The sequence below is a fragment of the Niallia sp. FSL K6-0212 genome (genome assembly GCF_038007605.1).
In the GTDB taxonomy this organism is placed as follows: Bacteria; Bacillota; Bacilli; order Bacillales; family Cytobacillaceae; genus Niallia; species Niallia circulans.
On sequence record NZ_JBBOXL010000001.1, the window covers coordinates 1,118,451 to 1,139,409 of the forward strand.

17 protein-coding genes are annotated in these 20,959 nt (G+C 36.5%); 4 read left to right on the top strand and 13 right to left on the bottom strand.

The genetic code is table 11. From position 1 onward, the window contains the following. Nucleotides 1-52: 52 nt before the first annotated feature. Nucleotides 53-1,483 (bottom strand): phospholipase D-like domain-containing protein, encoded by a 1,431-nt coding sequence (locus MHH96_RS05070; protein WP_341116856.1) that lies wholly within the window; start codon nt 1,481-1,483, stop codon nt 53-55. A gap of 446 nt (nt 1,484-1,929) precedes the next feature. On the opposite strand from MHH96_RS05070, the gene ahpC reads away from it, so the two are divergent. Beyond that, nucleotides 1,930-2,493 (top strand): alkyl hydroperoxide reductase subunit C, encoded by a 564-nt coding sequence (gene ahpC / locus MHH96_RS05075; protein ID WP_047940949.1) that lies wholly within the window; start codon nt 1,930-1,932, stop codon nt 2,491-2,493. Between the two features lie 14 nt (nt 2,494-2,507). Continuing rightward, nucleotides 2,508-4,037, top strand: a complete 1,530-nt coding sequence (gene ahpF, locus MHH96_RS05080) for an alkyl hydroperoxide reductase subunit F (protein WP_047940950.1) — start codon at nt 2,508-2,510, stop codon at nt 4,035-4,037. A gap of 275 nt (nt 4,038-4,312) precedes the next feature. On the opposite strand, the gene MHH96_RS05085 is transcribed toward ahpF, so the two are convergent. Further along, entirely contained in the window at nt 4,313-4,762 is a 450-nt protein-coding gene (locus MHH96_RS05085) for a GNAT family N-acetyltransferase (RefSeq protein WP_047940951.1), read from the bottom strand. A gap of 372 nt (nt 4,763-5,134) precedes the next feature. Here MHH96_RS05085 and MHH96_RS05090 point away from each other — a divergent pair, with 372 nt between their 5' ends. Then, the gene (locus tag MHH96_RS05090) at nt 5,135-6,796 is read left to right on the top strand and encodes a peptide ABC transporter substrate-binding protein (RefSeq protein ID WP_047940952.1); all 1,662 of its coding nucleotides are present in this window, start codon (nt 5,135-5,137) and stop codon (nt 6,794-6,796) included. Nucleotides 6,797-6,860: 64 nt separating this feature from the next. On the opposite strand, the gene MHH96_RS05095 is transcribed toward MHH96_RS05090, so the two are convergent. From MHH96_RS05095 to MHH96_RS05145, 11 genes are all read right to left on the bottom strand, one after another. After that, entirely contained in the window at nt 6,861-8,795 is a 1,935-nt protein-coding gene (locus MHH96_RS05095) for a BglG family transcription antiterminator (protein ID WP_095258306.1), read from the bottom strand. Nucleotides 8,796-8,931: 136 nt separating this feature from the next. Next, nucleotides 8,932-10,323: a glycoside hydrolase family 1 protein gene (locus MHH96_RS05100; protein ID WP_341116857.1), complete on the bottom strand. Its 1,392-nt coding sequence runs from the start codon at nt 10,321-10,323 to the stop codon at nt 8,932-8,934. Nucleotides 10,324-10,341: 18 nt separating this feature from the next. Beyond that, a complete protein-coding gene (locus tag MHH96_RS05105; protein WP_047940955.1) occupies nt 10,342-10,656 on the bottom strand; it encodes a PTS lactose/cellobiose transporter subunit IIA in 315 nt (104 codons plus the stop codon). Between the two features lie 104 nt (nt 10,657-10,760). Beyond that, complete coding sequence (gene celB, locus MHH96_RS05110) at nt 10,761-12,038, bottom strand: PTS cellobiose transporter subunit IIC (RefSeq protein ID WP_047940956.1); 1,278 nt, start codon at nt 12,036-12,038, stop codon at nt 10,761-10,763. Nucleotides 12,039-12,093: 55 nt separating this feature from the next. Continuing rightward, on the bottom strand, nt 12,094-12,408 hold the full coding sequence (locus tag MHH96_RS05115; RefSeq protein WP_061797114.1) for a PTS sugar transporter subunit IIB: 315 nt from the start codon (nt 12,406-12,408) through the stop codon (nt 12,094-12,096). 223 nt (nt 12,409-12,631) lie between these two features. After that, nucleotides 12,632-14,236 carry a xylan 1,4-beta-xylosidase gene (xynB, locus tag MHH96_RS05120; protein ID WP_144544975.1) on the bottom strand — a complete coding sequence of 535 codons (1,605 nt, stop codon included), beginning with the start codon at nt 14,234-14,236 and terminating at the stop codon, nt 12,632-12,634. 370 nt (nt 14,237-14,606) lie between these two features. Then, nucleotides 14,607-16,169, bottom strand: coding sequence for a malate:quinone oxidoreductase (locus MHH96_RS05125; RefSeq protein ID WP_082138246.1), 1,563 nt, complete (start codon nt 16,167-16,169; stop codon nt 14,607-14,609). A 237-nt stretch (nt 16,170-16,406) separates the two neighbouring features. Beyond that, nucleotides 16,407-17,234 carry a MetQ/NlpA family ABC transporter substrate-binding protein gene (locus tag MHH96_RS05130; RefSeq protein WP_047940959.1) on the bottom strand — a complete coding sequence of 276 codons (828 nt, stop codon included), beginning with the start codon at nt 17,232-17,234 and terminating at the stop codon, nt 16,407-16,409. Nucleotides 17,235-17,250: 16 nt separating this feature from the next. Next, nucleotides 17,251-17,913 carry a methionine ABC transporter permease gene (locus MHH96_RS05135; protein WP_047940960.1) on the bottom strand — a complete coding sequence of 221 codons (663 nt, stop codon included), beginning with the start codon at nt 17,911-17,913 and terminating at the stop codon, nt 17,251-17,253. After that, the gene (locus MHH96_RS05140) at nt 17,906-18,655 is read right to left on the bottom strand and encodes a methionine ABC transporter ATP-binding protein (RefSeq protein WP_047940961.1); all 750 of its coding nucleotides are present in this window, start codon (nt 18,653-18,655) and stop codon (nt 17,906-17,908) included. The genes MHH96_RS05135 and MHH96_RS05140 overlap by 8 nt, the downstream gene beginning before the upstream one ends. 95 nt (nt 18,656-18,750) lie before the next feature. Next, the gene (locus MHH96_RS05145) at nt 18,751-19,368 is read right to left on the bottom strand and encodes a LysE/ArgO family amino acid transporter (RefSeq protein WP_061797121.1); all 618 of its coding nucleotides are present in this window, start codon (nt 19,366-19,368) and stop codon (nt 18,751-18,753) included. A gap of 125 nt (nt 19,369-19,493) precedes the next feature. Between MHH96_RS05145 and MHH96_RS05150 the strand changes: the two genes are divergently transcribed. Continuing rightward, nucleotides 19,494-20,948, top strand: a complete 1,455-nt coding sequence (locus MHH96_RS05150; RefSeq protein WP_341116860.1) for an aminotransferase-like domain-containing protein — start codon at nt 19,494-19,496, stop codon at nt 20,946-20,948. Nucleotides 20,949-20,959 lie beyond the last annotated feature (11 nt).

A 20,959-nucleotide genomic window follows, 5' to 3' on the forward strand; every position in this document is an offset into this window, starting at 1 on the left:
TCATGCCTCTGCGTTTCACGTGAAACACAGAGGCTATTTTCTAGAAAATAGCCTACACTAAAAAGTCCACCAGCTTTACGAAAAAGGACAATGCCCTTACCGTCAGTTTCTTCAAAAAACCTGCTTCTGTTTCCTTCACTTTATCATCTGATTTATAAGCCCCATCTTCTAAAACTTGAAGACTTTGATCATTTACCGTTTTATTTAATTCCTCTTGAAGAAAGTGAGCGAATTCTTCACTATCAATCAATACCATTGTTTCGGTATTTAAAAAAGTACTTCTTGCATCTAGATTATAGGAGCCAATTAAACTAATTTTCCCATCAAAGATATACGTCTTTCCATGAAGCGATTCCGTTTTCGGCTGGTACTCATATAACTCATCAACGAAATGGACAATGTCCTTCCTGCTTGCCCAATATCCAGAAAATGCAACTAAGTTCGGTGAAGAGGCAACGGAATTTGTTAGGACCTTCCAATGATCAATCGCTATTTTCTTTTTATCTACATATGCCAGCATTTTTTGCGTTGGCACAATATAAGGGCTTTCTAAATAAATGGATTTTGCTTGTTCACTTAGTGATACAATTTCTTTCCAAATAAGAGGATCTTTATTAAAGCGCTGATGTGGATTAAAAAGAAAATGAACTTTTTTCGTTGGATATGCATCTTTTTTCCAGTTAATCATTTTATCTATCGACAATGGGTAAACCTCTTTAGCATGTTTTAATAAGTGGATGGCTCTTTTTCGCTTTCGCTCCCCTAACTTTTCCTTCCTTTGTGAAAGTTTCTTTACGGAACTTTTTGTAAAAGGGTGTTCCCAAACATATTGATAATAAACATTCATCTGCTTTAACACACTTGTTTCTAATTTTTCAGTAAACACAAGCACATCGCGATCATTGGAAGCTCCTTTAGATCCTTGTGCACTAAAATATTTATCTCCTATATTTCTACCGCCAACTAACGCAAGTTCTTCATCTATAATAAATAGCTTATCATGAAATCGATTATTCCAAGTCCAAGGCTTTCCTAAATGTAGGGGTTCATAATACTTTAATTCCATATTCGGATGCTGATAAATAGCATAGCTATACAAACGTAAATCCTTATTAAATTGATTGACCATTCCATCCAGTAAAATACGTACTTTTACCCCACGATCTGCTGCTTCAAATAGAGAAGCAAAAAACAAATCTGAATATGTACCTTTTTGAATGGCATAAGTAGATAAATCAATAGATTTCTTTGCATTCTTTATTAACTGCAACCTTGCTAAACCAGAATCTTCCCTGTCTTGAAGTAATACTACTTTATCAGATGACACTACATTCTCTTCGTTCTGCGAGAGGTTCACAGCTGGATTCCAAGAAGAGTTTTCCTTAGGCTTGTAAAAGTAAGGCACGATAACACAGAATACAATAAGGTATAGAAGATAGCATCCAACCAAAACCAAAATAATATTTATGCTTTTATGTATCATAATGTTTCCCACCCATTTAAGTTAGATACAAAGTAGTTTCTCCAATAAATCTTTAATTATGAAAAAGGCCTCTTCTTCTTTTACATAGTTTTGTTTCTTAATTTTTTGAAAACGGTATTCCTATTTTTATAGAAGGCTTGATTATATTATTGATAGGCGAACGAGCCCCCTCTTAATTGAGAATAATCTTTAATAAATGAAAATTAATAGATCGATAACAAAAACACTGCAAATACAGTACTTATGTTGTCTGCTTTTCACAAATTCACGCAAGAGTTATTATTAATAAAAATTAAAATAAGTATTAATAAGTTTTAGATTATCCTTGACAAAATAATTAAGTTTATATAATAATAAATGTTGAATTGTAATAATTATTATTTGCATAAGTTTGGATTATTTGTCCAAACTAGTAATAAATTATTCATATTAGGAGGAATTTTATTATGTCAATTATTGGAAAAGAAGTTTCACCATTTACAGCTCAGGCATTTCATAACGGTGAATTTATTGAAGTAACAGAAGAAAACTTAAAAGGTAAATGGAGTATTTTCTGCTTCTACCCAGCTGATTTTACTTTCGTATGTCCAACTGAATTAGAAGACTTACAAAACGAATATGCAACATTGAAGGATCTTGGAGTAGAAGTTTACTCTGTTTCAACAGACACTCATTTCACTCACAAAGCATGGCACGATCATTCAGAGGCAATCGGCAAAATCGAGTACATAATGATCGGTGACCCAACACAAAGAATTTCTCGTGATTTTGACATTCTTAACGAGGAAGCTGGTCTGGCAGATCGCGGAACTTTCATTATCGATCCAGATGGTAAAATCCAAGCGGTTGAAATCAATGCAGACGGTATCGGCCGTGACGCAAGCACACTAGTAAACAAAATTAAAGCTGCACAATATGTTCGCAACAATCCAGGTGAAGTTTGCCCAGCTAAATGGCAAGAAGGCAGCACTACACTTAAGCCAAGCCTAGACCTTGTTGGCAAAATTTAAGGGAGTGGCTCTATATGTTACTAGATAATGAAATTAAAGGGCAGCTGAACCAATATCTGCAAATGATGGAAGGCGATGTTGTTCTTAAGGTTAGCACGGGATCGGATGAAGTATCCCGTGACATGCTAGCCCTAGTTGATGAACTAGCTACTATGTCAGCTCATATCAAAGTAGAAACTGCTGAATTAGAAAGAACACCAAGTTTTAGTGTAAATCGTGTTGGCGAAGATACTGGAATTACTTTTGCTGGTATCCCTCTAGGACATGAATTCACTTCTTTAGTATTAGCTTTACTTCAAGTAAGTGGTAGAGCTCCTAAAGTCGATCAAAAAGTAATCGATCAAATTAAAGCAATCAAAGGTGAATTCCACTTTGAATCTTACATTAGCTTAACTTGCCATAACTGTCCGGATGTAGTACAAGCGTTGAATGTGATGAGTCTTTTAAACCCTGGTATCACACATACAATGATTGATGGGGCAGCTTTTAAAGAAGAAGTAGAAAGCAAAGATATCATGGCAGTTCCTACCGTTTTCCTTAACGGGGAATCATTTGGCAGCGGTCGTATGTCATTAGAAGAAATTTTAGCAAAAATGGGCAGCACAGCTGATGCTTCTGAATTTGCTGATAAAGAACCATTTGATGTATTAGTAGTTGGCGGTGGTCCAGCTGGTGCAAGTGCTGCAATCTACGCTGCACGTAAAGGAATCCGCACTGGTATCGTTGCAGAACGCTTCGGTGGCCAAATCATGGATACGTTAGCTATTGAAAACTTCATTAGTGTGAAACAAACAGAAGGTCCAAAGCTTGCAGCAAGTCTGGAAGAGCATGTAAAAGAATATAACATTGACGTTATGAACCTTCAACGTGCTAAGCGTTTAGAGAAAAAAGACTTAATAGAAATCGAATTGGAAAATGGTGCCGTTCTGAAAAGTAAATCTGTTATTCTATCAACTGGTGCTCGCTGGCGCAATGTTGGCGTACCGGGAGAAGCAGAGTTTAAGAACAAAGGTGTAGCATATTGTCCACACTGTGATGGACCATTATTTACTGGAAAAGACGTCGCTGTAATCGGTGGCGGTAACTCAGGAATTGAAGCTGCTATCGACTTGGCAGGAATTGTGAAACACGTAACAGTTCTTGAATATATGTCGGAATTAAAAGCAGACTCTGTTTTACAAGAACGCTTAAACAGCCTACCAAATGTTACAGTTCTTAAAAATGTTCAAACAAAAGAAATAACTGGTACTGATAAAGTTAACGGTATTACTTATGTTGAACGCGAAACCGGTGAAGAAAAACATATCGAGCTTGCAGGAGTGTTCGTCCAAATTGGTCTAGTTCCTAATACAGATTGGTTAGAAGGCACAGTGGAGCGTAACAGAATGGGTGAAATTCTTGTTGATAAGCATGGCGCTACAAGCCTGCCAGGTGTATTTGCAGCTGGAGATTGTACAGACAGCGCTTATAAGCAAATCATTATTTCCATGGGTTCTGGTGCAACTGCTTCGTTAGGTGCATTTGATTATCTGATTCGTAATTAATAGATTTTGAGAAAGAGCTTCCCTTTTGCGGAGGCTCTTTTTTAGTTATGTTGAGGTAGGCGTTGGTGGGTGAAGAGAGAGAGATTGGCTAGTATTTTGGGCTTTGGCTGATTTCACCTCTGCTTTGGCTGATATACCACAATTATGAGCTTATATCTACCCCATCTGCTGCCATTCCACTATACCTCATCGACCAAATAAACTCCCCATCACTTTTACCAAATAAAAAAGAGGGTCTGTCCACAAAAAGGATGACCCTAACCACTCCTGCATTATTATTCTAGCTCCAACTCCATCCACTCATCCGTTTCCTTAAAGCCGAACTTCTTATAAACAGGTCTGCCAAGCTTCGAAGCACCCAACCATATTTTCTTAATACCTAAGCTTTTAGCTTCCTCAACTAATTTTGTTAGTAGAGTGGTAGCTATTCCTTTTCCGCGATAAGCATTCTTTGTATACATATTAGTTACGTAGGCCTTTTTTCCGCTCTTGTTCGTATAAGTAGGTGGGAATTCATATATTACGATAGCTCCTGTTGCAATTATTTCATTCTCCTCCATTACAAGCCATTGAATAAGGGAACCTTCTGCTAATTTCCTTTGAAAAAAATCTTCTAGTTCGTTATCAATATCTTTATCTGCAGTAATCCCCTCATCTACTAACTGGAATTTTCTTAGCTCCATTAGCAGATTAATATCTTCCCTAGTCGCTTTGCGATATTCCATTCAATTCCTCTCCTTCCAACTTCCTTATATATAATCTACCCAAAAGCAGGCAGTACTCCTTCAAACTCTATCACGTAACGGATTAAGACAGCAAGAAGAACAACAATCGTTCCTTAATCTCCCCAACACATATCTTTAGAAAGGAATATTCATTATTTTCTAACCTTATCGTTCCATAATTCTGAATCTCTTTTTCTTATAAAATAAAATCCTTCAGATAAAATAGGTCTAAATATACTAAATCTTTCAATAATTATTCAACAATAACTTTACAACTACATCTACTAGTAGGTATAATAATTTTTATAGTTTTGAATGTTCACTAGATAGATAATATTCAGAATTAAACAACATAAACAGGGGGAATACTTCATGAAACGAAAAAATTGGTTATTACTTCTCACGTTTGCATTTGTGCTAAGTGTATTAGCTGCATGCTCTGGCGATAATACCGACGTTTCTACCGACTCAAAGGATAAGGACGGTAAATCAGACGAAAAAGTCCTTAACTTTATAAATCCAGAGGCAATTCCGTCAATGGACCCAGCTTTAGCTACAGATGAATCTTCATTTGTTTATCTTGGTGCTACAATGGAAGGGCTTTACCGTTTAGATAAAGATACACAGCCATCACCAGGTATTGCAACTGATCACAAAGTTAGTGATGATGGATTAACTTGGACGTTTACATTAAGAGAAGATGCTAAATGGTCAAATGGTGACCCAGTTACAGCAAACGACTTTGTGTATGCATGGCAACGCGCTGTTAATCCGGACACTAAATCGGAATATGGTCCTTATATGATGAACGGTGTCATTAAAAATGCTGCTGCTATCAGTTCTGGGGAACTAGCTGTTGATCAATTAGGTGTGAAGGCGGACGGTGATTATACACTTGTTGTAGAATTAGAAAACCCAACACCTTATTTTGAGACATTAACTACTTTTGGTACATTCTTGCCATTAAACCAAAAGTTTGTGGAAGAAAAAGGAGATAAATTTGCAACAAGTTCAGAGAACTTATTAGCAAACGGGCCTTATAGCATTACTGAGTGGGATAGTACAGGTACTTCATGGGTTCTTGCAAAAAATGATAGTTATTGGGATGCAAGCACCGTTAAAATGGATAAATTGACATTTGAAGTAGTAAAAGACCCACAAACAGCTCTTGGTTTATATGAAAAAGGAACAGTCGATCGCATGGATCTTACATCTGATTTAGTTGACCAGTATTCAACTGATGAGAATTATAATGTTTCAGCAGACACATTTGTGTATTTCCTTAAATTTAACCAAACAAAATCAGAAGCTTTAGCAAACAAAAATATTCGTTTAGCTCTTAGCCGTGCATTTGACAAAGATGCTTTAGTTAATGAAATCTTAAATAACGGTTCTATCGTAGCAAATGGACTTGTCCCAGCTGACTTTACTCCAATGCCAGAAACTGGTGAGGACTTCCGCAAAGTTAGTGGAGATCTTGTTACTTATGATTTAAAAGCAGCAAAAGATTACTGGGCAAAAGGCTTAAAAGAATTAGGTACAGATAATGTTTCGCTAGAGTTTTTAGCAGATGATGATGCAACAACAAAAACTTTAGTTGAATATGTGGCTAACCAGTTATCTACAAACTTAGAAGGCTTGAATGTTAAAATTAAACAAGTTCCAAAAGAGCAACGACTTGATCTAGATTCTAGCATGGATTATGAGCTGCAACTTTCTAGATGGGGCCCTGACTTCCTTGATCCATTCACATACATGAATTTGTGGATTACAGATGGAGGAAACAATAAAACAGGCTATTCTAATAAAGAATATGATCAATTAGTTGGCGATACAGCAACTAAACTTGCAACTGATAACGTTGCTCGTTATGATAACTTCTTAAAAGCTGAAAAGCTATTATTTGAAGATGCTCCAATTGCACCTGTTTACCAAGCATCAAGAGCACAATTGATTTCACCAAAAGTAAAGAATGTATTTGTAAATCCATTCGGAGCAACTTATGAATATAAGTGGGCAGATGTAGGAGAATAAGAATTAACTTAAAAAGCGGGAGTATACCTATATCGGTAAACCCCCGCTCTTTACTTTCTAACCATCATGCTTCCTTCATTATGCGGATAAATTCCTCATACATACTTGCCTTTAATATTTTATGAACACTTGTGTGGTCCTCAATAAATTTACCGAGGACATCATACATTTCCTGCAAATCCTCTTGACTGTTCTTTTTTACACATAGCAAAAAGATAATCTGAACCGAGTTATTATTCCAATCGATAGGTTTTTCTAAGGTGCATACACATACAAATGTTTTTTCTGTTTGGGGCGTAATCGGATGCGGGATAGCAACCAAGTTCCCATAAGCGGTTGGCGCTACCTTTTCTCTTTCATATACCGCGTCTAAAAATGGTTTTCCCACTAAACCTTTCTTCATTAACTGTGTATGTAAAAAGGTTAAAACCTCTTCTTGGGAATGGAATGTTTTCTTTAAAAAAATAAGATCTTGGCGAAAAAAGGATTCGATTGGCTGATGATTACTTTGGTTTAGAATAAATTTTTCAATTGCCTTTAAATCACTTTCCTTCAATATTGCATTTACCTCAATGACTGGAATGTCAAAGCTCTCCTTAAACGGAATAGAACTAACGATAAAATCAACTTCATTTAAATTATATTGATCGAGCATATAATATTCTGTCGTCCCAACCACATCTAAATTACTGCCAAAATAAGATTTAAGACGATAATAAATTAACTGGGCGGTTCCAAGCCCAGAAGCACATACAACTAAACAGCGTTTTGGACCTGAACGTAATTTAGTTCTTTCCATTGCTGCACCAATATGAAGCGCTAAATAACCAACTTCATTTTCATCCATTTCGATTCCTGTGTATTCTTTAATGGCCAGTCCTGCAATAATCCCTGCCTCATAGGCAAGTGGATAGTTATTTTTAATTTCTTGCAACATGGGGTTCCTTATATTCATTCCATATTTAATGCGGTTAACTGCAGGCTTTAAATGCATACTCATTCCAAAGATAAGTTCTTCATCCTTTTCAATGCCTAAGTCTAATTTTTCTTCTATTTTGGACAAAACAAAATGAACCAGCTGAAGAATATCATCCTCAATTACATGATCAATATGACCCTTTTTCTGGGTAACTAACTTTGTTCCAAGTAAATGCATGGCAATATAGGCAATCTCCGCCTGTGGAAACTTAATTTGATATAGATCTTCTACTTCCTTCACTATTTCATTTGCTACATGATATTCCCTTTGTTGTTCAATTTCATCCAAATCGGCATGAAATATTGCTACATAATGACCACTAACAATCCGCTTTTGGGCGATTACAATATGAATCAATAAATTATTAATAGCGATATCCGATAAAGTAATTTGATACTTTTTTATTTGTCTTAAAATAATTTCTTGGATATTATCCATTTTCTCTTCATTAAAAATAGAAGGATGAGGACTATCTATTGTACTGATTGTTTGTTTTTTACGGTCAAGTACATACTCTGATAAACAAAAGCGAACTTTAATTTCATCCCCAATTGCTTTAAGTCCATAATTCGGTCGTGCTTCTAATATAATGTCATACTTTTGGAGGCTTTCTTTCACATGCTTAATGTCTTGTTGAATAGTAGACTTACTGACAAACAGTTCATCTGCGAGATCATCTAATTTAAGGTATTGATCATTTAATAAAAACCGGATAATAATATAAGTTACTCTGTCTTCTGGTGTTTTAGGGATACCAGTATGAGAAAGTGAGTTTTCTACAAATATAGAATGTAAATACTGTTGAAATACAGCTTTATCCCAAATCTCCAACGTGTAACCTTTTGAGATAACGGAAATTATTTTTGCACCATGATTATTTAATATAGCATCTAAGTTTTTAATATCTTCTCTTGTTGTTCGCGCTGTCACATGATTAACAGTAGCTAAATATTCACCTGTTACTGGTGTATCCGCTGCCAATAATTCACTTAATACTTGTTTCATTCGGGAGCTTAACAAAATAAAGTCTCCTTCCATTCATTTTTTACTATTTTATCCATATACATTTTTACTCAAAAAGGTTCTGATCTTAACTCTTGATCAGAACCTATCTTCATATCTAGAAAGATTATATCAGAAACATTCATGGTTGTTCCTAAAATCCATTATTGGCTGCTACATTTTTAAACCAGTAAGCACTTTTCTTTGGTGTTCTTGTCTGTGTTTTTAGATCTACTGAAATGAAACCGTAGCGATTTTTATAAGCATTGGACCATGACCAGTTATCCATGAATGTCCATAGATGATATCCTTTAACATTACAGCCTTCTTCAATAGACTTATGCAGCCATTGTAAATGTCCTTCAATAAATTCAATACGATAATCATCTTGAATTTGTCCATCTTTCAAGAAACGCTCTTCATCTTGTACTCCCATGCCATTTTCGGAAATAAAGGATTCCACATTCCCATAGTTTTCCTTTAAATTCACCATGATATCGTAAATACCTTTTTCGTAAATTTCCCAGCCGCGATAAGGGTTCATTTTTCTGCCTGGCATCTCATAGGGATCAAAGAACCATTCTGGCATAAAAGGGCTATAAGGATTGGGTAAATGCTCTTTTGCCTTTACTCGGCGGGGCTGATAATAGTTGACACCAAGAATATCAACTGTATTTTCTTTAATTAGTTCTAAATCTCCTTGCTCACTATTCGGTAGTTGTCCATGTTCACGTAATATTTCTACTAATTCCTCTGGATATTCACCAAGAACAGCAGGATCTAAGAAACTTCTATTAAAGAATAAATCACAAATATTCGCAGCTTTTAAATCATATGGATTCTGGCTTCTTGGGTAGGATGGTGTTAAATTTAAAACAATCCCTATTTTTGTATCTTTGTCTTGACTCCATCCTCGAAAAGCTTGAACAGCTTTCGCATGTGCTAAAACTGTATGATAGGCTACTTGTGCAGCCTTCTTAAAATCTACGATATTCGGATAATGAAAATCATATAAATATCCACCTTCTACCGGAACAATCGGTTCATTGAACGTAAACCATTTTTTCACACGATCACCGAATAGCTGGAAGGATTGCAAAGCATAGGCTTGGTAAGCATCTACAACTTCACGATTTTCCCAGCCACCGATTTTCTGCATCTCTAGCGGCATATCAAAATGATACAGGGTAACGAATGGTTCGATTCCATTAGCTAGTAGCTCATTAATTACATTATTGTAAAAAGTTACAGCTTCTGGGTTCACTTCTCCCCGTCCGTTTGGAATTAATCTAGACCAAGAAATAGATAAGCGGAAAGAATTATGCCCAATTTCCTTCATCAATTGAATATCCTCTTTATATTGATAGTAGAAATTAGAAGTAGTTTCTGGCCCTACATTGTTAAAAAAGCGATTTGGTTCTGCCTCATACCAATGGTCCCAAATGTTTTTTCCTTTTTCTGCTTCATTCGCTGCTCCCTCTATCTGTGTTGCAGATGTGGCACTTCCCCACCAAAAACCTTTAGGAAATTTGTATTGAACAGTCATTTTAAGAAACCTCCAAAATTATTTATTACGATAAATCTCAATTATTTCAGTAGCTAAATCACGAACAGTAATAGCTGTCATCAAATGATCTTGAGAATGAACTAAAATCACATTCACACCCGCACCATTTCCGCTCGCTTCCTCTTGGAGTAGTCTCGTTTGAAAACCATGCGCTTTACCAAGTTCGGAACTTGATTCTTCTAGTAATCGATCCGCTTCTTCAAAGTTTCCTTCTTTTGCTTCTTGTATTGCTTCCATTGCACATGAACGTCCATTTCCAGCAAAAAGAATTATTTGAAAAGCTATTTCTGTCATTTTGTTATCTGTTTCCATCCCTGTCACTCCATTTCTAAAACTAAAGGGGGTTTACACTTAAGGTTAACTAAGGTAAATCCCCTTCCTCTTAATGTAAAACTTATTTCTATCTTGCTGACTGCTTATCCTTTTTTCTCTGTTTCATAATAATTTTTGTCTAGAACTTTTAGGAATGGCCACCAAATCACCATCACAACAAGTAAGTTAAAGATTTGCAGTGCTGCCCCTCTCCAATCATTACCAGTTGCTAAGAATCCACTAATACCAATCGGTGTTGTCCACGGAACAATGATACCTGCTGGTTTCGGAACGATACCTGCTGACATTGTCAGATACGTAATGATTGTTACTACTACTGGCGCTAATAACCACGGAATAAGAACTAATGGGTTCATAATGATTGGTAAACCAAAGATAATTGGTTCATTTACGTTGAAAATTCCAGCTGGTCCACCTAGTTTTCCAAGTTCTTTTGTTTGTCTGCTCTTACCGATTAAGAAGATAAGAATAACAACCCCCAATGTCATCCCAGTACCACCCATACCTACTAGGAACGTATCCATAAATTGTTTTGTGATAACGTTTGGAAGCTCTGTTCCTGCTTGGAAAGCAGTAAAGTTTTGGTCATTCAATGCATACCAGATTGGGTCAAGGACAGAGTTCATAATAATTTGTCCGTGTAAACCGAAGAACCAGAATAATTGAATTAATAATACCACTACGATTGTTGCTGGAAGACTACTACCTAGAGCAGTTAATGGCTCTTGAATAATTGTATAAATAAAGTTTTGTACTGTTTCAAATGGTGTAAAGCTGAAAAGAATACGAATGATTAAAAAGAATGTTAATGTTAGTGTAATGGGAATCAATGCACTAAAGGATCTAGATACAGAGTCCGGTACACCTGGCGGCATTTTAATCGTCCAATTTTTCTTCACAAAGAAGCGATATAGCTCTGCGGAAATAAATGCTGTGAAAATCCCCAAGAACATACCTTGTGCGCCAAGAATAACTGTTGGGATAACCCCAGTTACTTCCCCTAATTCTTGTGGGTTTAAAATAAGGAATGATGCAACCCCTACAACAGCTCCATAAATTGCTTCAAGACCATAATGCTGTGTCAGCTTATATCCAATTCCCATTATGACAAAGAGTCCCATAATACTTAGCGTTGCTGCGGATGCTGGACCTAATGCATTTTGATAAGCTGCATAAGCATCTTCGCTTATCATCTTATCTAGGAAAGGAAAGTTTGCAATTACAACAAAAATTGATCCAAAAATGATTAGCGGCAAGGCAACCATAAATCCATCACGTAATGCTGCTAAATAACGATTGTTGTTCAATTTCTCAGCAATTGGCAATAGAATATTTTCCAAAACCTCCATAAATTTATTCATAAGGTTTTTCCTCTCTTCCTTCTTTTAGTAAATGCTTTCATTTGGAAATAAACGATTACTTGTTATTCTCGATTAATTCTAACGCTTTGTTTAAAACAGCCAATCCATCAATTCGTCCATAAGCAACTGGATCAATAACATCTAATGGAATTCCAACTGATTCTGCTTGAGTAGCTAGTTTCTTTTTTAAAAAGCGCATTTGCGGACCAATTAAAAGGACATCTGCACGTTCCATATCTGTCTGTGCTTTATCTTGAGCAACAGCCCAAATTTCTGCTTCAATGCCTTTTTCCTTTGCAGCGTCTTTCATTTTAGAAACTAATAGACTAGTAGACATTCCTGAAGAACAAGCTAATAATATTCTTTTCAATTTAATGACCTCCGAGTAATTTATTTTAAGTAAATTATTTATGATGATTACTACGCTTTTATCTTACAATGAAAACTCTTACAACTTAACATATTGTTTTTCCGTCTAAAGGGGGAAATGAAATGTTAGCACTTTCATTTTACTTCCGCATATATAAGAGAATATTATGTGCTAGAAAAGGAAAAAAATAAAAACCCAGGAGCTAATTTCCTGGGTTTTACCATTATTCATTTTCTTGATAGCGGAAATATTTAAAGTCTGCTGGTATATTTTGACCACTTGTATCTTGACATTGTATTCCTACAAATGCTCCAGTAAAGAAACCGCCACCGCGAATATAGTCATCAGATAGTTTTTTTGATTCAAATACTATATCTAGTGTATTCCACTCTACTTTATCAAATGAGTAAGAGTAGTAGTAGTATTCATTTTCGACTGTGACTCTTAAGTAAATATATTCTATTTCGGTTGGAACAATTATTTTCTCCTTCAATGGTTGAGAGAAAGAAAAGTTGTCATTAACCATTAAATCAAGGATGCGTCCAAGATTTTCATCATATGTCACTTGCAATGCTGTCCAGTTTTCAGTGTTATAGTAATTTACTAAACCTGCAGCCTGCTGTATATTCTCTGGCGTAAAAGCTACGGCTGTTTCCGCTTCAAATTGAAGGCTTTGCCAACGTCTAGCAACAAAAGATTGTGTAAAGGTTGATGTTAATGATTCTTGGCCAAATAAGCGTAAATGATGAGGTCTTTCTGATAAAGAACCTAATTTCTCTGTAAAAGGAATGCGCAATGTTTGGAAATTGATATTGAGCTTATCTTCCTCAAATTCATCGACAACTGGATAAGTTGGAGGAAATTTTGTTTCTGGAATCTTTGGAGCTTCTACTTCCAAGCTCCCTTCTTTTCCGCCAACTACATATGGCCAGCCATCTCTCCATTCCAGCTTCTGAATCGCTGTTTCCCTTCCTAAAGGACAATATCCCCTTTGTTGGATTATAGAATCATCATCTGGATGAATAGGACGGCCAGTTAAATGAGCTAAATACCATTCATCCGTATGGGTGTGAACAATAGAAGCATGCCCACATTTTTGCAATGGATTTCTAGGATCATGCCAGGAAGTTAAAAGTGGGTTATCCGGATGAACCTCATAAGGTCCTTCTATATTTTTGGAGCGTGCAATTGTTGCAGCATGCTCATATTTCGTTCCGCCTTCTGCTGTTAATAAATAATAGTATTCACCAATATGATAAAGATGCGGCGCTTCTGTTAATTTAATATCCGTGCCTTTAAAAATTATTTGCGGCTTATTAATTAGCCTTTTCTGCTTGGTAGAGTATTCCTGCATAACAATTCCGCCGAAAGGATGACGGCCAATACGCTGATCCCACAGCATATTTAATAAATATTTCTTGCCATCCGCGTCATGAAACAAGGAAGCATCAAAACCAGAGCTATTTAATTTAATCGGCTCTCCCCAATCCCCATCTACCGTTTCGGAAGTAACCAAATAATTGTGACAATCTTTCCAAGCGCCATCCACTACTTTTACATCAGTATAAATAAGCCAAAACTTCCCGTCGCTATAGCTTAAGCAAGGAGCCCAAACACCACCAGAGTTAGGATTTCCTTTCATATCTAGTTGAGAAACTCTTTGTAATGGGTGTGCAACTAATTCCCAATTCACCAAATCCTTTGAATGATGTATTTGTACTCCTGGAAACCACTCAAAGGTAGATACTGCGATATAGTAGTCTTCACCGACTCTGCAAATGCTTGGGTCTGGATTAAATCCTTTCAGTACAGGGTTGATAATTTTCATTTAAAAAATCCTCCTTATGAATAATGATTTAAATAGACTAGTATTTTTCTAATTTGCAATTTTTCAAAATTCCCTCCAACTTTCAAACTTACCCAGCTAATAATTTGTAATCCAAAAGTTAGTTTGTTTGTTGTATAAACAAAGTTAACCATTTTTTGAAAGCGCTTGTCAATCATTTCGCAAAATTTAAATCATTTTTCTATACATATAGAAAAAACATAGGAATAGCGAAGCTTCTATCGGTTTCTCCAAAAGAAAAACTTCCATCCCATGATGAAAGTTTTTTTAAATAAATGTATCTGATTTTGTATTACTTGTTCGAAAAAAATTTTTTCTCTCCTAGTTGAATGGATTAACAATCTAATTTCGATTAATGATGAATAGGGCTTTTTTCAGACAATCGCAATGTTTCTGCTGTTAATGTATGAACGTCATGCAATAGCTGGGGGTTTTCTTTTAGGGATAATCCATACGATGGGATCATTTCCTTTAATTTCGGCTGCCATTCTGGCATTTTTTCTGTAAAACATTTCTGGATTACTTTCAGCATAACGTGAACAGCAGTAGAGGCACCAGGTGAGGCACCAAGCAATGCTGCTATCGAGCCATCTGCAGCACTTACAACCTCTGTTCCAAATTGAAGTGTCCCTTTTCCGCCAGCTTCTGTATCCTTTATTACTTGGACACGCTGCCCAGCTACCACAAGATCCCAATCCTCCGCTTTGGCATTCGGGATAAATTCACGTAATTCTTCTATTCGCTTTTCTTTTGAAAGCATAAGCTGCTGGATTAAATAACTTGTTAAGGACATATTTTTTGCACCAGCTGCCAGCATCGTTAACAAATTATCTGGCTTAACAGATGTAATTAAATCAAACATGGAGCCTGTCTTCAAAAACTTAGGTGAAAAACCAGCAAAAGGGCCAAAAAGCAATGATTTCTGATTATCGATGAATCGTGTATCTAAATGGGGAACGGACATGGGTGGTGCTCCGACCTTTGCTTTACCATACACCTTTGCATGATGTTTTTCGATTATTTCTTGATTTTTGCAGACTAAAAATATACCACTGACTGGGAACCCACCCATATGTTTACCTTCAGGAATACCAGATTTCTGCAGTAAATGTAAACTGCCGCCGCCGCCGCCAATAAAGACGAATTTAGCAGCATGTGTTTCCATTGTGCCACTATTTAAATTTTGTACCTTTGCTTCCCATAAACCATCTTTCGTTCGTTTTAAATCATTTACACTGTGCTTGTAGTTAATTTCTACCCCCTTTTTCAATAAATCAGCAAACAGCAAGCGTGTTAAGGCACCAAAATTCACATCTGTTCCAGAATCAATCTTTGTCGCGGCTATCGGCTCTTTTAATTCGCGATCTTGCATAATGAGAGGTATCCATTCTTTTAGTTTTTCAGGATCCTTTGAAAATTCCATTCCTTTAAATAGCGGATTACTTACCATTGCCTCAAAACGTTTTTGTAAAAATGCTACATTTTTTCCCCCTAGCACTAAACTCATATGTGGCAATGGTCTAATAAAATCTTGTGGATTATGTAATACTTGATTATTTACAAGATGAGACCAAAATTGCAAGGAAACTTGAAACTGTTCGTTAATTTCTACCGCTTTACTTATGTCTACAGAGCCATCTGGTTTTTCTACTGTGTAGTTCAATTCGCATAGTGCCGCATGACCTGTTCCCGCATTATTCCATTCATTCGAGCTTTCTTCACCTGCACTAGCCAATTTTTCAAACACTGTAATTTTCAAATCTGGGTCTAATTCTTTTAAAAGCGTTCCTAGAGTTGCACTCATAATCCCGGCACCAATTAAAATAACGTCTGTTTTCGTCTCTCGTCTGCTCATTTTAACCTTCCTTATACTTTTATTTTCAGAAAGAATGTAAGCGTTCCCTTTTTGATGCATTAAAGTAACCAAGGAATTATTTAAGCTATCATCTTTTCTGGATCAAGCATCACCTTGTTACAGCCCAACTTATTTTCAAAAAATTTTAAATAGTTACCTATAATTATACGCTAATTATTCATTTTTTTAAAGCCAGAATTTCCCCAAAAAGAAAGCCCTATCCTTATAAATAGTTAGGATAAGGCATTGATATGCTATTTATCAGTGAAATATGACTGTCTTTAGACAACCTCTTATTTAAAATGCAGGAATGGCTGTTTCGTCATATTTTTTCTCTAAAAATTTACGAACCTCTGGACTAGTCATTGCTTCCGCTAGCTTTTGAATAGGTTCCCAATCTGCATTATCTTTACGAGCAACTAATGTAATCGCAAAATCATTTTCTACCCCTTCTACTAACAAGGCATCACTTTTTGGTGTTAAGCCAAGTGGGGAAGCATAAGCTGGTGTCATCACGACTAGATCGGCATCATCATACATTCTTGCAAGCATTAATAAATCAACTTCTTCAAACTTATAGTTTTTCGGATTTTCGATAATATCCGCTTTGGTGTAATAAGGACCCGTTTTCTCTTTTAACTTAATGACATCATGTTGAGCCAATAATGCCAAAGAACGGTCTACATTGGATACATCATTAGCAATTGCGATTACAGCACCTTCTGGCACATCATCCATAGAATCATATTGTTTTGAATAAACACCATAATTTGCAAAATAAATAGCTTTTACTGGCACTAATTCAGCGTTATTACTGCGGTTAAACTCTTCCATGTAGGGGACATGCTGGAAAAAGTTTGCATCCACTTCCCCTGCCGCAAGTGCCGTATTCGGCTGTACATTATCACTTAATACTTTAACATCAAGGTTAATACCTTCCTCTGCTAATGTTGGTTTTACTAACTCAAGGATTTCCGTCATTGGTGGTATTAAAGACGCTACTTTTAGCGTTACTTCTTCTTTTTCCTTGGTATTCATTTGCTTTTTATCTGTTTCTGCCTTTTCTTTTCCGCAAGCTGCTAACAGAAATAGGCCTATTATCATTAAAAATAATATTTTTTTCATTTTCTTATCTCCTCATTTATCTTTTATCAATTACTTTTGCTATTGCTGTACCAGTAAACTGAATAGCCTGTACTAATATGACCATAATAATAATCATATAAATCATTAAATCTGTTTTAAATTGTTGATATCCATAACGAATCGCAAAATCTCCAATACCTCCGCCGCCAACAACTCCCATAATGGTTGAATAAGAAATAAAGCTGATAATCGAAGTTGTTAGTCCTAGCACAAGTCCAGAACGAGCTTCTACGTAAAGAAATTTGAAGATAACTTCCCTGACAGATGCTCCCATCGAAATGGCTGCTTCTATTACGCCTTTTGGCACTTCTAGTAATGATTGCTCCACTAAACGAGCATAATGAGCGATGGCAATAATCGATAATGGGACCGTTGCAGCTGCTGTACCCATAGCCGTTCCAATGATGATTCTCGTAAATGGAATAAGAAAGACTACTAATAATAAAAATGGAAAAGAACGAATAATATTTACTATTAAGTTCAGTGTAGAAAAAATTATTCGATTTTCGAGCATCTTTCCTTTTCTACTTAAGAAAAGCAATGTTCCGACTGGCAGTCCGATGATAATCGCTGCTAGGATAGACATGCCTACCATTATAAAAGTCTCCCCAATAGATTGCCAAATTTCCAATCTATATTGAATTAATATCTCAGGCATGGTCTACTTCACCATCCTTTTTCAGCTGTTCTACTAACCTTTTGGAGGTGTTATTTATTTGTTGAATTCCTTTTGGCTGGATTGCAACGGTATCATAAATTTCTCCATCTTCCAAAACTGTCACACGGTTACAGATGCTTTTGATTACCTCCATCTCATGACTGACGATTACAATCGTTACACCTAGACGCTTATTAACGTCCTCTAGAACATGCAAGATTTCCCCTGTCGTTTTTGGATCAAGGGAAGAGGTTGGTTCATCACATAATAATACTTGCGGATTATTCGCAATTGCGCGTGCTATCGCTACACGCTGCTTCTGACCTCCGCTTAATTGTGCAGGATATTTATCCATAAAGCTATCCAATCCAACAAATCGGAGACACTCTATTACTCGATTTCGTCTGTCCTTTCTTGAATAGTTAGCCAATTCTAAAGACACTAGCACATTATCATAAACGGTCTTATTTGCAGCAAGATTGAAATGTTGAAATATCATCCCAATTGATTGACGGGCTTGTCGAAGTTCTTTATAGTTAATACTGGTCAGCTCTCGGCCGTCGACTAGCACTTCTCCTGCTTCCGGAACTTCTAATAAATTCATTAACCGCAGCAACGTGGATTTACCAGCACCACTCGCTCCAATAATTCCGAAAATTTCTCCTTTATGTATCGCTAAAGAAATAGACTTAATGACTTCATCATCCGCAAAACGTTTACTAACATTACGCAATTGAATCATTACATAACCCCCTTTTTCATTTGAAGGGCACTTACAGCCCTCTCATTATAGCGAAATATAAAGGAGATGTCATTCTGAATGCCCAAAGCGGGATGTCATTTTAAGATTATTAGATTTAGACCTAAATAAAGTGCCATCGCCCAAATAATAACTGCTGATACTTGGTTAATGCGTTTAATCAGCTTTCCGCGCCCGGTGATTTGTCCAATCTTTCTCCCTGCTATTGCCAATAAACAAAACCAAATCCAAGATACACTTATACAAGCAGCAGTAAACAAGATTTTCTCCTCTCCAGTATAGGCTAAGGAGCTTGTGCCAATCACGCCGATTGTGTCGAGAATAGCATGTGGATTTAATAGAGAAACAGACGCAGCAAATGCTATTTGGCGGCGTGGAGAAAAGAGTAGCTGTTCTTGCTTGCTCCCCACCATGGCTGCTGTTTTCCACATAGACCATCCCATATACGCTAAGAAAAAGAAGCCAACAGTAAAAAGCACTGTTTTCACCCATTCAAAGGTAAAAACTACTACTGAAACACCTGCAACTGCTAAATAAATAAGTAAACTATCACAAATACTAGCCGTAATTATGGCCGGTAACACATAACTAAATTTTTTATGCGTTGCTCCTTGATTAAATATAAATATATTTTGAACGCCTAATGGTAGTATTAACCCAAATGCTAATAAAATTCCATGTAATATTGGTTCCATCCTTATTCCCCCTTGCTTTTATTGAGCATAACGAAGAATAGGCTATCTGTCTCCATCCAATTGGATGGTTACAACCCCAACCATTTTGTTAAAATAAAAGAAAAAGCAAAGGGAGTATACAATTAATGGCAGAAATGGAATGGAAGCCACAAAAGGATTCAACCGTTTCCTTACACCAACAAATTACTACCTATCTGAAAAAGAAAATAATTCATGGAGAATGGACGATTGGTATGAAACTCCCTTCCCAAAGAAGCTTGGCAAAACAATTCGAAGTCAACCGGAGCACCATTGTTACAGCACTTGAAGAATTAGCTGCTGATGGGTTAATTGAAACAAAAGTAGGAAGTAGAACAAAGGTAATAAATAATACATGGAGTTTACTTGCCTCCACTCCACCTCCTGATTGGACTAGTTATGTTAAATCGAGCATTCATCGACCGAACATATCTATTATCCAAAAAATTAATAAAGCCGAAGCAAATCCGAATATTATTAGACTTGGTACTGGCGAGCTTTCTCCAAAGCTATTACCTAAAGCACGGATGGAAGAAATCTTTCACCTTAAGGACAATCTAAGCTTTTCACTTGGATATACCGAGCCTAAAGGAAGTTTAGCTTTGCGACAAGCGGTTAGTTCTTATTTAAAAAAGAAGGGAATAGTCGCTACCTCTGAATCGATCTTAATTGTTTCAGGCGGGCTCCAAGCACTTCAATTACTATCAATTGGTCTCTTAAAGCGAGGAGCAGCCATCTTTCATGAAACACCATCCTATTTAAGTTCCATCCATGTCTTCCAATCAGCAGGAATGCACTTATTAGGCCTGCCGCTCGATGAAGAAGGAATTACCTGTCATACCATTGGACGGCTAAAAAGACAGCATCAAGCCGGGCTGCTGTATACAATTCCTAACTTTCATAATCCAACTGGCATTGTCATGTCTGAAAGGAGACGAAAGGAGTTAATAGCAATTAGTCAAACAGAAGCAATACCTATCATTGAGGATGATGTATACGGAGATTTATGGTTAGACACTCCTCCGCCCAAGCCCTTAAAAGCACTTGATACACAAGGAAACGTTCTCTATATCGGAAGTATGTCCAAAACATTAAGCCCAGGGCTCCGAATTGGTTGGATTGTAGGACCTGAACCAGTTATCGGGCATTTAGCCGATATTAAGATGCAGACAGACTATGGTTCTAGCAGTTTATCTCAATTTGCTGTAGAAAGATGGCTGCAAAACGGATGGTACGAGGATTTCTTAACAGAAGTAAGAGCAGAGCTAAGACTGCGAAGAGATTTTACAAATAATCTATTAAAGAAAAATTTCTCTGATATTGCTGAATGGACAGTACCTAATGGCGGATTCTACATCTGGCTGAAATTAAAACCAATGATTTCTTCACGCAAGCTATTTGAGATTTCTCTTAAAGAAGGAATTCTTATCAATCCAGGCATCGTATACGATAAAGCAGATGACCGGCATCTGCGAATATCCTACTCCTATGCCTCATTAGAAGAATTAGAAAAAGGATTAATAACCTTAGCACAGCTTATCAACAGGGTAGCAGAGGGATGATTCCACCGAGG